The 13,391-nt window shown below is 73.1% G+C and carries 12 protein-coding genes; 4 read left to right on the top strand and 8 right to left on the bottom strand.

What is annotated here, in order from left to right; genetic code table 11:
- Positions 1 to 131: 131 nt before the first annotated feature.
- Positions 132 to 1,163, bottom strand: a complete 1,032-nt coding sequence (locus OG259_RS34690) for a saccharopine dehydrogenase family protein (RefSeq protein ID WP_328945832.1) — start codon at positions 1,161 to 1,163, stop codon at positions 132 to 134.
- Between the two features lie 90 nt (positions 1,164 to 1,253).
- Between OG259_RS34690 and OG259_RS34695 the strand changes: the two genes are divergently transcribed.
- Complete coding sequence (locus OG259_RS34695) at positions 1,254 to 2,237, top strand: helix-turn-helix domain-containing protein (protein ID WP_443052070.1); 984 nt, start codon at positions 1,254 to 1,256, stop codon at positions 2,235 to 2,237.
- Positions 2,238 to 3,308: 1,071 nt separating this feature from the next.
- On the opposite strand, the gene OG259_RS34705 is transcribed toward OG259_RS34695, so the two are convergent.
- Entirely contained in the window at positions 3,309 to 4,142 is an 834-nt protein-coding gene (locus OG259_RS34705) for an alpha/beta fold hydrolase (protein ID WP_328945834.1), read from the bottom strand.
- A 131-nt stretch (positions 4,143 to 4,273) separates the two neighbouring features.
- Here OG259_RS34705 and OG259_RS34710 point away from each other — a divergent pair, with 131 nt between their 5' ends.
- Entirely contained in the window at positions 4,274 to 5,167 is an 894-nt protein-coding gene (locus tag OG259_RS34710; protein WP_328947265.1) for an RNA polymerase sigma-70 factor, read from the top strand.
- 282 nt (positions 5,168 to 5,449) lie between these two features.
- A complete protein-coding gene (locus OG259_RS34715; RefSeq protein ID WP_328945835.1) occupies positions 5,450 to 6,190 on the top strand; it encodes a GntR family transcriptional regulator in 741 nt (246 codons plus the stop codon).
- Positions 6,191 to 6,246: 56 nt separating this feature from the next.
- Here OG259_RS34715 and OG259_RS34720 read toward each other — a convergent pair whose 3' ends face one another.
- Positions 6,247 to 7,404: an ROK family transcriptional regulator gene (locus OG259_RS34720; RefSeq protein ID WP_266902765.1), complete on the bottom strand. Its 1,158-nt coding sequence runs from the start codon at positions 7,402 to 7,404 to the stop codon at positions 6,247 to 6,249.
- A 174-nt stretch (positions 7,405 to 7,578) separates the two neighbouring features.
- On the opposite strand from OG259_RS34720, the gene OG259_RS34725 reads away from it, so the two are divergent.
- Complete coding sequence (locus tag OG259_RS34725; RefSeq protein ID WP_328945836.1) at positions 7,579 to 7,995, top strand: hypothetical protein; 417 nt, start codon at positions 7,579 to 7,581, stop codon at positions 7,993 to 7,995.
- A 30-nt stretch (positions 7,996 to 8,025) separates the two neighbouring features.
- On the opposite strand, the gene mug is transcribed toward OG259_RS34725, so the two are convergent.
- From mug to OG259_RS34750, 5 genes are all read right to left on the bottom strand, one after another.
- Positions 8,026 to 8,517: a G/U mismatch-specific DNA glycosylase gene (gene mug / locus OG259_RS34730; RefSeq protein WP_328945837.1), complete on the bottom strand. Its 492-nt coding sequence runs from the start codon at positions 8,515 to 8,517 to the stop codon at positions 8,026 to 8,028.
- A 62-nt stretch (positions 8,518 to 8,579) separates the two neighbouring features.
- Positions 8,580 to 10,022, bottom strand: coding sequence for an adenylosuccinate lyase (purB, locus tag OG259_RS34735; protein WP_187623649.1), 1,443 nt, complete (start codon positions 10,020 to 10,022; stop codon positions 8,580 to 8,582).
- A 108-nt stretch (positions 10,023 to 10,130) separates the two neighbouring features.
- Positions 10,131 to 10,913: an SGNH/GDSL hydrolase family protein gene (locus OG259_RS34740; protein ID WP_328945838.1), complete on the bottom strand. Its 783-nt coding sequence runs from the start codon at positions 10,911 to 10,913 to the stop codon at positions 10,131 to 10,133.
- Between the two features lie 108 nt (positions 10,914 to 11,021).
- Positions 11,022 to 12,041, bottom strand: a complete 1,020-nt coding sequence (locus OG259_RS34745) for a hemolysin family protein (protein ID WP_328945839.1) — start codon at positions 12,039 to 12,041, stop codon at positions 11,022 to 11,024.
- Positions 12,038 to 13,381, bottom strand: coding sequence for a hemolysin family protein (locus OG259_RS34750; protein WP_328945840.1), 1,344 nt, complete (start codon positions 13,379 to 13,381; stop codon positions 12,038 to 12,040). The genes OG259_RS34745 and OG259_RS34750 overlap by 4 nt, the downstream gene beginning before the upstream one ends.
- Between the last annotated feature and the right edge of the window lie 10 nt (positions 13,382 to 13,391).

Here is a 13,391-nt window from a genome sequence, read left to right on the forward strand (position 1 = left end):
CGCGAGGCCCGGCGGAGGCGCCGCCGCCGCGTCACGGGTACTCCTGGTGCGCCCGCCCGGGGCCGCTCGCAGTGGCCCGTCCTCTCCCTTCGTCGGCCCCTTCGGAGTGAGCCGAGCCGGCCGGGCGTCCGTCACCGGTGCAGTTCGACGGAGATGTGCGGGGACAGGGCGCGCAGGAAGTCGGGTGCGTCGAAGAGCTCCCCGGCCGAGGCGACGCCGGTCGTCCGGGTCCGGCCGCCGAGGATCCGTCCGACCGCCTCCACCGCGAGCGGCGCGGTGACGGCGTAGATGTCCTGCCCCACGGCGACGGCCCGTCGTTCCGCGCCGCCGGAGCGCACGACGACGTCCACGAGGAAGGTCTGCGCGGACCGGCCGTGCTCGTCGACCGCGGCCGGTGCCGACGCGTCCGGCGCGGACAGGTCCTGGGCCGCGTCGACCGCCATGTACGTGCGGACCTCGGGCACCTTCAGATGGCTCGGGATGGTGACGACGTCGGCCATCGTGAACTCGCCGATGACGGGCCGGGTGCCCATCGGGGCCGGGAAGGGCCAGTCCAGGACCGCGAACTCGTCGTCGTGGTACTCCAGCTGCCCCTGGGTGAAGCGGACGTGCCGGCCGTTCCGCCGCTCGCGGGAGACCTTGCCCGCGGCGAGGGTCCCGGCGGTGGGGTGCCAGCTGCTCAGCCCGTACGCGACGTGCGCCTCGTCGGCGGTCGTCCAGTCGCCCATGGCCGTGGTGGCCAGCAGGTCGCCGAGGCCGCCGTAGAAGGCCATCGCGGGGACGATCACCGTGCCCGCGGCCCGGGCGCGGTCCTCGAACCGCGCGAACGTGTCGACGTTGGCCTCGATCTCGGCGGCCACGTCCACGTACGGGATTCCGGCGCGCAGTGCCGCCTCGATCACCGGGGCGCCGGTCGCGGCGAAGGGTCCGGCGCAGTTGATCACGGCCGCCGCACCGGCCAGCGCGCGGTCGAGCGACGCGGGGTCGTCGACCGACGCGGGGCGGACGTCGAGCCCCGGACGGGATGCCGCGAGAGCCCGGAGCTTCTCCGCGTCGCGGCCGGAGGCCACCGGGACGAACCCGCGGGAGAGCAGCTCCGCCACCACGAACCGCCCGGTGTGTCCGTAGGCGCCGAACACCGCGACAGTGAGACCCGATTCCATGAATTTCCCCGCTCTCGAACCGTTTTCGCTGATCTGTTGCGGCAATCCTGGCCCGCCGTCGTCCCGCACACGAGTGTCCGGAACGACATCATGCGTACAATTACGGACGTGAGCACTGTCGCGCTGGCCGTCACCGAGGGAATGCGGCACTTCGAGCTGTCCGTGGCGTACGAGGTCTTCGGCCCCGCCCCGGCCGGTGTGGGCGATCCCTGGTACGAGGTCGCCCTCTGCGGACCGGACGCCGTGCGGATCGGCCGGTTCCGGGTGGAGCCCGACGGCGGCTTCGACCGGCTGGCGCGCGCCGACACGGTGATCGTCCCCGCCCTGGCCGATACCGACGAGCCCCTGCCCGCGGAGCTCGTCGAGGCGGTGCGCGCCGCCCACGAGGCAGGCGCGCGCGTGGCCTCGCTCTGCACCGGAGCCTTCGTACTGGCCGCCGCCGGCCTCCTCGACGGCAGGCGCGCGACCACGCACTGGGCCCACACGGAGGAACTCGCCGCCCGCCACCCCCTGGTGGAGGTCGACCCGGACGTGCTCTACGTGGACGACGGCCGCGTGCTCACCTCCGCGGGCAAGGCCGCCGCGATGGACCTGTGCCTGCACCTCGTCCGCCTCGACCACGGTTCGGCGGTCGCCAACACCGTCGCCCGCAGCCTGGTCGTACCGCCGCACCGCGCGGGTGGCCAGGCCCAGTTCGTCACCACCCCGGTGCCCGACCGGGACGACCACCCGCTCGGCGACCTGCTCCCCTGGGTGATGGAGCGCCTCGACCAGCCGCTGACCGTGGAGGACCTGGCCTGCCAGGCGCGGATGAGCTCGCGCAACCTGGGCCGGCACTTCCGGTCGGTGACCGGTACGACCCCGCTGCAGTGGCTGCTGACCCAGCGGATCCGCCACGCCCAGGAGTTGCTGGAGGCCACCGACGAGAGCGTCGAGGGCATCGCGACGGCCACCGGCATGGGCACCGCCACGACCCTGCGCCGGCACTTCAACCGCACCGTCGGCGTGCCCCCGGACACCTACCGCCGCACCTTCCGCTCACGAACCGGTCCGAAGCGGTTTCCGGCGGCGTGACGGAGCAGCCCCCGACGGCGTCCCCCCGTGGCGTGACGGAGACGCGATCCCCGACGGCGCCCCGCCGCGTGACGGAGACGCGGTCCCCGACGGCGTTCTCCCGGCGGTGTGACCGAGAAGTGGTCCCCGATGGCGTGACAGAAGTGGACCTTAACCGGGGCCGCGCGGCTTCCTAGCGTCGGAGGCATGAACGCGAACGCCCTGCGAGGGGCCCTCCTCGTGACCCTCGCCTACGCCCTCGTCGGCGCCTCCTTCACCGCGAACAGCCTGCTCGGCGCCTATCCGTACGCGGGCGGCCAGGCCCTGCGCTACGGGGCCGCCTGCCTGCTCCTCCTGCCCTTGCTCGGCCGTGCCGGGCTCGCCCCGCTGCGGATCCTGACCGCCCGTCACTGGCTGCGGCTCGCCGCCCTCGCGGGGGTCGGCATGGTCGGCTTCAACCTGGCGATCCTCGCCGCCGAGCGGACCGCCGAGCCCGCCGTACCCGGCGTCCTGGTCGGCTGCGCCCCGGTCGTCGTCGCCGTCCTGGTCCCGCTGACCGAGGGCCGCAGGCCCGCCCCCGCCGTGCTGTACGGGGCGCTGCTCGTCGCGGCGGGTGCCTTCACCGTGCAGGGCTGGGGGCGTACGGACCTGGCGGGGATCGGCTGGTCGGTGGCCGCGCTCGCGGGCGAGGTGGGGTTCACCGTGCTCGCCGTGCCGGTGCTCCGGCTGCTCGGGCCGAAGCTGCTGACGGCCGCCGTGTGCGGGGTCGGCGCGGCGGAGGCGGCGCTCGTGGGCCTGGTGGTGGACGGGGCGGGTCTCGTCCGGATGCCGACGGCGGTGGAGGCGGGCGCCCTGGTCTGGCAGGCGGCCCTGGCCACGGTGGTCGGATTCGTCCTGTTCTACATGGGCGTCCAGCGGGTCGGCATGGAGCGGGCCACCCTCTTCACCGGTGCGATCCCGGTCGCCGCCGCGCTGAGCGCCGCCCTGGTCGCGGGCGCCGCCTTCGGCCTCCCGCAGGCGGTCGGCAGCCTGCTCGTGGGGGCCGGTGCCGCGGTGGGCACCGGCCTGTTCGCGCGACGGCCAGGGAAGGCGTCAGAGGCTGCTGCCGTCCAGGATCACCCGCGCGACGAGAGCCGGGTCGTCGCTCATGGGCACATGACCGCAGCCGGGCAGCCGGACGAGCCGCGCGGCGGGGATGGTGTGCTTGGCGCGGATGCCCTGCCGGGGCAGCAGCAGCCGGTCGCGGGTGCCCCAGGCCACGGTGACGGGCACGGCGGGGAGGTCGTCGCGGAAGCGCACGCTCCCGCCGGCGGCCAGGGTCTGCCGGAAGCCGGTGGCCCCGCGCAGCGCGAGCGTCTCGGCGTGGACGGCCGAGGGTGAACGGCGCCCCGGGCGCGCGTAGATGGTGCTGGTGAGCACCGCGCGCCCGGCGGACGTACGGGAGAGGCGCTCGATCACCGGTACGGGCAGCGACCTCGCCGCGCCCCGCATGGCCCGTAGCGTCACGAAGGCGTACCGCCGTTCGCCCTCCGACCAGAAGCCGGCGGGGGAGAGGGCGGTGACCGAGCGCACCAGCTTCTCCCGGCCGAGCTGCAGGGCGAGCAGCCCGCCGAGCGAGTTCCCCGCCACGTGCGGGCGCTCGATCCCGACGGCCTCGCAGAAGGCGCCGAGCACGCTCCCGACGGTGGCCAGGTCGTAGGGGCAGCCGTCGGGCAGCTCGTCCGAGGCGCCGAAGCCGGGCAGGTCGACGGCGATCACGTCCCGCTCGGCGGCCAGGATGTCGAGGACGGGCTCCCAGGCCTGCCAGTGGTGCCCGATGCCGTGCAGGAGGAGCAGCGGTTCACCGGAGCCGCGGCGTTCGTACGTGAGGGAGGCCGTGCGGGGGCCCGCCGGGGTCTCGATCGTGAACGCGATCCGTTCGGGCATGCGGACTCCCTGTCCTGAAGCTTTTAGACGTCCTGTCAGTGAGAATTACCGATCAGTAGCCTGGAGTTCAAGACCTCCGGCCGAAACTGGACACGGAGCCGAACGTGGGCTGGGATGGGCAGGTGCCTGACATTGCGACCGACACCCTGACCGAACTCTTCGAGGAGCACCGCTCGATGCTCCTCGGCGTCGCCTACCGGATGCTCGGCCGCGCGGCCGACGCCGAGGACGTCGTCCAGGAGGCCTGGCTGCGCTGGACCGCCGAGGACCGTGCCGAGGTCCGCGAACCCCGCGCCTTCCTCGTACGGATCACGACACGGCTCGCCATCGACCGCCTCCGGCAGGCCCAGGCGCGCCGCGAGTCCTACGTCGGCCCCTGGCTGCCCGAGCCCGTGGTCACCGACTTCGGCCCGACCGCGCCCGACACGGCCGAGCGTGCCCTGCTCGCCGACTCCGTCTCGCTCGCGGTCCTGGTCGTCCTCGAATCCCTCTCCCCGCTGGAGCGGGCCGTCTTCGTGCTGCGCGAGGCCTTCGGCTTCCCGTACGGGGAGATCGCCACCGCCCTGGACCGCTCCGAGGCGGCCGTTCGCCAGCTCGCCGGGCGCGCCCGCCGCCACGTCGACGAGGGCAAGCCGCGCTACGACGTCGACCCGAACGAGCGCCGCGACCTCACCGAGCGCTTCCTCTCCGCCGCGGCGGGCGGCGACCTCGCCGGCCTGCTCGCCCTGCTCGCCCCGGACGTACGGCTCGTCGGCGACAGCGGCGGCAAGTCGAAGGCGCCGCTGCGGATCATCGACAGTGCCGACAAGGTCGGCCGCTTCCTCCACGCCACCGCCCAGGGTGCGGACGAGCGCTTCGAGTTCCGCTTCGTCGAACTCAACGGCGCCCCCGCCCTCCTCGCCCTCGCCGACGGGCAGGCGGACTCCGTCTTCCAGATCGAGGTGCTCGACGGGCGCATCCAGTGCGTCTACATCATCCGTAACCCCGACAAGCTCCAGGGCCTCGCCGACGCCGCGGCCCTCTGAGGTCCGAAGGACCGCCCCGACCGAACCGATCACGCCGATCGGCCGGAACTTGCCCCGCCTCCCACCCCGGGAGGCGGGGTTTTTTGCTGCGCTGGGCTCACGGGGACGCGAACGTCCTGTGAACGATCTAGGTCAGAGGGTCACATTCAGGGGCGTTCGACAGAGGATTGGTCTTGACCAAGGGATTGGCTCGCCTTATGGTCGCAGAGTTAGTGCAGGAACCTTTAATAAACAAGGGCGCGGAAAAACGCCGCGGGACACGGCGAATTGCGGAGGATCAGGGTGGGGACCACGCAGCTGGCATCGGTACCGGAGCCGAAGTACCAGCACCTCAAGACAGTGATCGGCGAAGCACTCGACTCGGACTTCGCGGTCGGGGAGATCCTCCCCAACGAGCGCGAGCTGGCGGCACGCTTCGGCGTCGCCCGTGCCACGCTCCGCCAGGCCCTGGAGCAGCTGGAGCTGGAAGGCCGACTGCAGCGCCGTCGCGGCGTCGGCACCACGGTCGCCCCGCCGCGCGTCGGCGTCGACGTCTCCACCACCCAGCACGCCTGGCCGGGCGTCGGGGACGAGGCCTGGCAGTCCCTGGACTCCGCCGCGGACGTGGCCCCGGCCGCCGTCGCGCGCGTCCTGGAGAACGACGCCGAGGAGCGGGTGCACATCGTCCGCCGCATCCGCGTCAGCCAGGGCCAGCCCGTCGCCGCCGAGCTGCTGTACGTGCCCGCCGGATCCGTCCCGGGCCTCAGCGCCATCGACGCGCCCGCCGGAGTCGCCCGCGCCCGCGCCGTGCTCCGCGAACTCCAGCACCTCGCCCTCGACGGCCAGGACCGCTCCGTGGAGCTCGGATCCGCCCGCGCCGACGACGCCAAGGAGCTCGACCGGCTGCCGGGCGCGCCCGTGCTCGTCGTGACGACCCGCTACCTCTCCGGAGGGCGTACCGCCGCCGTCTCCGTGGCCACCTACCGCGCCGACACCTGCCGCCTCACCTTCGGCGACTCGGTCGACCTGGTCATGGCCTCGTAACGCCCCTCCCACGAACACCGAACACCGGCCCGACGGCCCGTCGCGAGGGATACGACCTAGCGGCGGGCCGTCACCGTGCCGTCGACCGCGAACAGCTGCTCCTCGACGTGGTCGAGGGCGAGCCGCAGCGCGCCCGTCCCCACGGCGGCCTCGCCGAGCAGGGACAGCACCACCCGCGGCGGCCGCAGACAGAACCGGGCCAGCTCCTCCCGGAGCGGCTGGAGCACGCCGTCCAGGCCGGCCGCCCAGCCGCCGACGACCACCAGCTCGGGGTCGATCGCGAGCACCAGGGCCGCCACGTCGTGCACGAGCCGCTGGATGAACCGCTCCACCGCCGCCTCCGCGCGCGCGTCGCCCTTCCGGGCCAGCGCGAACACCTCGGCGACCGCCTGCTCGTCCAGCGGGTGCAGCGGCTCGTCCGTCGTCGACAGCAGATGCTCGGGGGTCACGCCCCGGCCGAGCAGGTGCAGGGCGCCGATCTCCCCGGCCGCGCCGCCGAAGCCGCGGTGCAGCCGGCCGCCGATCAGCGAACCCGCGCCCGGGCTCAGCCCGGCCAGTACGAAGACGATGTCGTCGGAGTCGGTCGCGGCACCCTTCCAGTGCTCGGCGACGGCCGCCGCGTTCGCGTCGTTCTCCACGATCACCGGGCACTTGAAGGAGCGCCGCAGGCGCTCGCCGAGCGCGAGACCCGTCCAGCCCGGCAGGGCCGTACCCAGGCGGACCGTTCCGTCGGCCTCCACGATGCCGGGGGTGCCGACGCCGACCGCCCGCAGATTGGACCGGGCGACCCCGGCCCTGCGCAGCACGTCGGCGACGACCGTGCGCACCCGGTCGAGGCGCTCGTCCTCGGGCGCCGTCTCCGACACCTCGCGCGACCCTGCGCCGATGATGCGCCCGTCCAGACCGGAGAGCAGCGCGGCGACCCGGTGCGGGCCGATCTCGATGCCGAGCAGATGACCGGCCTCCGCGCGGAAGCGGAACCTCCGCGCCGGACGCCCCTGCCGCCGGGCCTCGCCCTCCTCGGGCGCCGCCTCGACGACGAGACCGCCCTCCATGAGTCCCTCGACGACCCCTTCGACCGTGGGCCGTGAGAGGCCCGTGATCCGGGTCAGGTCCGTGAGCGTGGGCGCGTCGGCGCCACGCAGCGCATGGAGTACCACCGCGGAGTTGATCCGCCGCAGCAGAGACGGATCCCCGCCGGTCAGCCGCCCCACAGTGTGTCCTCCCAGCTCGTGCACCTCTTCGGCGGATGGTACTCAATGGGCACGGTCGCGGCGAGTGCCGCCCCCACCACGCACCGGATCCGCCCCCGCCCCGGGGCCCGCCGCCGTCGGTCCGCCGTTCCTGACGCGGCGCCAACTGTCAGTGGTGGGGGCTTTACTGGGTGCATGACCACGGCAGGCCATCTGGCGGCGATCGACGTGCTTCGGGCCCGGGGGTTCGACGGCGGACCGGACTTCCATCTGGCGGAGCTCGCGACGAGCGAGGAGTTCTGGGAGGACGACGGCACGCGCCGCGAGATCGTCGAGGACCAGTACCAAGCGGAACGGGACGGGCTCGCCGCCCTGCTCACCGCGCGCTGGGGCCCGCCCCGGGACCTCGACCTCGGGCCCGTACTGGAGAGAAGCATGGACGGGGAGCCGATACCCGAACCCTGGGCGTCGCTCAGTGGCCACACCCCGGAGCTGTGCCTGTGGCGGGTCGACGGGTACTGGATCGGCCTCGGCGTCTCCCAGTGGGACACGGAGCTGCCGTTCCAGCTTCTCGCCGTGACCACCACGGTGGAACCGCCCGAGGGACGGTGAGTACCGGGCCTGCGTGACGGCCCAGCCTCCTCAGGGAGCCTGCGCGGCCTCCCGGAGGCGGGCGTACTCCTCGGCCATCGTCGCCGCGGTCCAGTGCGCGTTCAGGCCGCTCGGGTTGGGCAGCGCCCAGACCCGGGTGGATCCGATCATGCGCTCCTGCGGGCCGATGGCCGCCTTCGGTTCGCCGAACGCCGTGCGGTACGCGGTCACACCGACGACCGCGAGCCACCGGGGCGCGAGGCGCTCCACCTTCCCGGTCAGGATCCGCCCGCCCTCGCGGTACTCCTCACGCGTCAGTTCGTCGGCCCGCGCGGTCGCCCGCGCCACCACGTTCGTGATCCCGAGACCGTGCAGGAGGAGCTCTTCCTGCTCGTCCGGCCGCAGCTGCCGTGGGGTGAAGCCGGACAGATGGAGCACCGGCCAGAAGCGGTTGCCGGGACGGGCGAAGTGGTGGCCCGTCGCCGCCGTCATGAGACCCGGGTTGATCCCGCAGAACAACACCGAGAGGCCGCCCGCCACCACGTCGGGAACGACGCGGCCACGGGCGGCCTCCAGCTGCTCCTTGGTGAACCGGGGGCTCCCGGTCAGAGGATCGCGCCGGGGGCGTAGGCGGCGGCCTCCGGGTGCTGCTTGAGGATCTCCTCGATGCGGGAGACCACGGACGCGACCTGGTCGGCGGCGGCGCCGGTGAAGGACAGCTTGTCCGCCATCAGCTCGTCGAGCTGCGCCCGGTCCAGCGGGATGCGCTCGTCCGCGGCCAGCTTGTCGAGGAGCTCGTTCTGCACCGTGCCCTGCTCGCGCATGGCGAGGGCGGAGGCGACGGCGTTCTCCTTGATGGCCTCGTGGGCGACCTCGCGGCCGACCCCGGCGCGCACGGCGCCCATGAGGACCTTGGTGGTCGCCAGGAACGGCAGGTAGCGGTCGAGCTCGCGGGCGACGACGGCCGGGAAGGCGCCGAACTCGTCGAGCACGGTGAGGAAGGTCTCCAGGAGACCGTCGAGCGCGAAGAACGCGTCGGGCAGCGCGACCCGGCGGACCACGGAGCAGGACACGTCGCCCTCGTTCCACTGGTCGCCGGCCAGCTCGCCGGTCATCGACGCGTAGCCGCGCAGGATGACCATGAGGCCGTTGACGCGCTCGCAGGAGCGGGTGTTCATCTTGTGCGGCATCGCGGAGGAGCCGACCTGGCCGGGCTTGAAGCCCTCGGTGACCAGCTCGTGGCCCGCCATCAGACGGATCGTCTTGGCGATCGACGACGGGGCGGCGGCCAGCTGCACCAGCGAGGTGACCACGTCGTAGTCGAGCGAGCGCGGGTAGACCTGGCCGACCGAGGTGAAGGCGTGGGCGAAGCCGAGGTGACCGGCGATCCGCTGCTCCAGGTCGGCCAGCTTGCCGGCGTCGCCGCCGAGCAGGTCCAGCATGTCCTGGGCGGTGCCGACCGGGCCCTTGATGCCGCGCAGCGGGTAGCGGCCGAGGAGCTCCTCCAGGCGCGCGTACGCCACGAGCAGCTCGTCCGCGGCGGTCGCGAAACGCTTGCCGAGGGTGGTCGCCTGGGCGGCGACGTTGTGCGAGCGGCCGGCCATGACCAGCTCCGCGTACTCGGCGGACAGCTTGCCGAGGCGGCCGAGGACGGCGACCGTACGGTCCCGCATCAGCTCCAGGGAGAGCCGGATCTGCAGCTGCTCGACGTTCTCGGTGAGGTCGCGCGAGGTCATGCCCTTGTGGACGTGCTCGTGCCCGGCGAGGGCGTTGAACTCCTCGATCCGGGCCTTCACGTCGTGCCGGGTGACCTTCTCGCGCTCGGCGATGGAGCCGAGGTCGACCTGGTCGAGCACCCGCTCGTAGTCGGCGAGGGCGGCGTCCGGAACCTCGATCCCGAGGTCCTTCTGCGCACGCAGCACGGCGAGCCAGAGCTGACGCTCCAGCTTCACCTTCTGCTCGGGGGACCAGAGGACGGCGAGCTCCGCGGAGGCGTAGCGGCCGGCCAGGACGTTGGGGATACGGGGCTTCGCAGTCACAGCAGTCACGTGGACAGATTCTACTGGCGGTTTCTGCAGGCCAGCGCCACGGTCCGACCTGGAGCTTGCTACGAGACGCAGCTCACGGGCGCCGCTCCCGAGCGGCGCCCACCGGGCCTACGGCTCCGTCGTCGGCTCGTACGGCAGCAGCTCCGGGCGCTTGGGCGCGCGGCCGTCGCCCGACGAGCGGCCGGTGAGGCGCCGCCCGATCCATGGCCCCAGGTGCTCCTTGGCGAAGCGGGCGTCCGCCACCCGACGGCTCGCCCAGCCCGGCTGAGGGGTCGGGGGCGGCGGCGTCCGCCAGTCCTCCTCGGGAGCCAGACCGAGCGCCTGCCACACGGCCTCGGCGACCCGGCGGTGCCCGTCGGCGGTGAGGTGGAGCCGGTCCACGTCCCACAGCCGGGGGTCGGCGAGCGAGGGGGCGCTGTACAGGTCGACGACCAGGGCCCCGTGCCGGGCGGCGAGCTCGTCGACGTGCGCGAAGAGCTCCTCCATCCGGGGGCGGAAGCGCTCCAGGACCGGCCCGTTCCGGCCGGGGCTGCGCATCAGGACCAGCTGCCCGCAGGAGGGCACGAGCTTCTCGACGGCCTCGGTGAGCAGCCCGCGCACCCGTCCCATGTCGACCTTGGGCCGCAGGGTGTCGTTGAGCCCGCCGACGAGCGTCACGACGTCGGCCTTCATCGCGGCGGCCGTGTCGACCTGCTGCTCGACGATCTGGCCGATGAGCTTGCCGCGTACGGCGAGGTTGGCGTACCGGAAGTCGGGTGTGCGGGCGGCCAGCCGGTCCGCGAGGACGTCGGCCCAGCCCCGGTAGGAACCGTCGGGCTTCCGGTCCGACATGCCTTCGGTGAAGCTGTCGCCGAGGGCGACGAAACTGTTGTACGTGGCATTGATCTCCATGGCGGAGCGATCATACCGCGCGGTATGCGCATCGTTCCGCCGGAGCCCGGACACGGGAGGGCCCCGGGAACGTCGCGCTCCCGGGGCCCTCCTGTGCTTCCCCTGGTGCTACGGCGCCGCCGGGCGGCCCACCAGCTCCCGCAGCACGTCCTCCATCGTCACGAGCCCGGCCGGCTTGTCGTCCTCGTCGAGGACCGCCGCCAGGTGCGTCCGGCTGCGGCGCATCGCCGTCAGCACGTCGTCCAGCGGCGTGGCCGCCCGGACCCGGGCGATCGGCCGCAGCGCGGACACCGGGAACGGCTCGTCCCGCGGGGAGACGTCCAGGGCGTCCTTCACGTGCAGATAGCCCAGGATCCGGCGCTCCTCGTCGACCACCGGGAAACGCGAGTAGCCCGTCCGCGCCGCCAGCGCCTCCAGCTCCTCGGGAGTGGTGCCGACCTGCGCGTACACCACCTTCTCCGCCGGCATCACGACATCCCGTACAGGACGCCGGCCCAGCTCCAGGGCGTCGTGCAGCCGCTCGGCGGCCCGGTCGTCCAGGAGCCCGGCGTCGCCGGCGTCGGTGACCATGCGGGCCAGCTCGTCGTCCGAGAAGGTCGCCGCGACCTCGTCCTTGACCTCCACCCGCAGCAGCTTGAGCAGCGCGTTGGCGAAGGCGTTGATCGCGAAGATCACCGGACGCAAGGCCCGCGCGATGCTCACGAGCGGCGGGCCGAGCAGGAGCGCCGTACGCGTCGGCTCGGCGAGCGCGATGTTCTTCGGCACCATCTCGCCCAGCAGCATGTGCAGGTACGTGGCCACGCTCAGCGCGATCACGAACGAGATCGGGTGGACCAGGCCGTGCGGCACGCCGACCGCGTCGAAGACCGGCTCCAGCAGGTGTGCGATGGCCGGTTCGGCGACGATGCCGAGCACCAGGGTGCAGAGCGTGATACCGAGCTGCGCCGCGGCGAGCAGCGCGGAGACGTGTTCGAGGCCCCAGATGACGCTGCGCGCCCGCCGGTTCCCTTCCTCGGCCAGCGGCTCGATCTGACTGCGGCGCACCGAGATCAGGGCGAACTCGGCGCCGACGAAGAAGGCGTTGACGACCAGGGTCAGGAAGCCGATCAACAGCTGGATGACGATCATCGGCCGACCTCCCCGGTCGTGTCCTGGTGCTCGTGCGTCAGGGGCGCGTGGAGCAGTACGCGCGCGGCGCGTCGGCCCGAGGCGTCCACGACGTCGAGCCGCCAGCCGGCCGGCTCCACGCTGTCGCCGACGGCCGGGATGCGGCCCAGCTCATGGGCGACGAAGCCCGCGAGCGTCTCGTACGGGCCGTCCGGCACCCGGAGGCCGATCGCCTCCAACTGGTCGGTACGGGCCGCGCCGTCGGCGGACCAGAGCTCACGCCCGTCCGCATCCTCGCCCGCCCGCGCCAGGTCCGGCGTCTCGTGCGGGTCGTGTTCGTCGCGCACCTCGCCGACGACCTCCTCGACGATGTCCTCCAGGGTGGCGACCCCGGCGGTGCCGCCGTACTCGTCGATGACGACGGCCATCGTCTGCTTCCCGGACAGCCGGTCCAGGAGTCGGTCCACGGTCAGCGTCTCGGGGACGAGCAGCGGCTCGCGCAGCAGCTCGCCGATCCGGCGGTGGGGCCGTTCCTCGGCCGGTATGGCGAGGACGTCCTTGATGTGCGCGATGCCGACGACGGAGTCCAGGTTGCCCCGGTAGACGGGGAATCGGGACAGGCCGGTCGCGCGGGTCGCGTTGGCGACGTCCTCGGCGGTGGCCTGCACCTCCAGGGCGGTGACCTGCACGCGGGGCGTCATCACGTTCTCGGCGGTCAGCTCCGCGAGGTTGAGGGTGCGGACGAACAGCTCGGCCGTGTCCGCCTCCAGGGCGCCTTCCTTCGCGGAGTGGCGGGCGAGTGCCACCAGCTCCTGCGGGGAGCGCGCGGAGGCCAGTTCCTCGGTCGGCTCCATGCCGAGGCGGCGCAGGATCCGGTTCGCGGTGTTGTTGAGATGGCTGATCAGCGGCTTGAAGGCGGCGGTGAACACCCGCTGCGGGGTGGCGACGACCTTCGCGACCGCGAGGGGCGAGGAGATCGCCCAGTTCTTGGGGACCAGCTCGCCGACCACCATCAGGACGACGGTCGACAGGGCGGTGCCCAGGACCAGCGCCACGGACGAGGCGACGGAGGAGGAGAGGCCGAGGTCTTCGAGCGGGCCCCGGATGAGCTTGGAGATCGAGGGCTCGGCCAGCATGCCGACGACCAGATTGGTGACGGTGATGCCCAGCTGGGCGCCGGAGAGCTGGAAGGTGAGCGACCTGACGGCCTTGAGCGCTCCCGCCGCACCGCGCTCGCCACGCTCCACGGCGTCTTCGAGCTCGCGGCGCTCGACCGTGGTCAGCGAGAACTCGGCCGCGACGAAGGCACCGCACGCGACGGAGAGGAGGAGCGCCAGGAGGAGCAGAAGCACTTCGGTCATCGGTTCACCT

The sequence above is a fragment of the Streptomyces sp. NBC_00250 genome, assembly GCF_036192275.1.
In the GTDB taxonomy this organism is placed as follows: Bacteria; Actinomycetota; Actinomycetes; order Streptomycetales; family Streptomycetaceae; genus Streptomyces.

Bases quoted from the DNA above. Each gene is read 5' to 3' on its own strand.
- OG259_RS34690 (WP_328945832.1), bottom strand. From the start codon at position 1,163: ATGGAATCGGGTCTCACTGTCGCGGTGTTCGGCGCCTACGGACACACC.
- OG259_RS34695 (WP_443052070.1), top strand. From the start codon at position 1,254: ATGCGTACAATTACGGACGTGAGCACTGTCGCGCTGGCCGTCACCGAG.
- OG259_RS34705 (WP_328945834.1), bottom strand. From the start codon at position 4,142: ATGCCCGAACGGATCGCGTTCACGATCGAGACCCCGGCGGGCCCCCGC.
- OG259_RS34725 (WP_328945836.1), top strand. From the start codon at position 7,579: ATGACCACGGCAGGCCATCTGGCGGCGATCGACGTGCTTCGGGCCCGG.
- OG259_RS34740 (WP_328945838.1), bottom strand. From the start codon at position 10,913: ATGGAGATCAATGCCACGTACAACAGTTTCGTCGCCCTCGGCGACAGC.
- OG259_RS34745 (WP_328945839.1), bottom strand. From the start codon at position 12,041: ATGATCGTCATCCAGCTGTTGATCGGCTTCCTGACCCTGGTCGTCAAC.
- OG259_RS34750 (WP_328945840.1), bottom strand. From the start codon at position 13,381: ATGACCGAAGTGCTTCTGCTCCTCCTGGCGCTCCTCCTCTCCGTCGCG.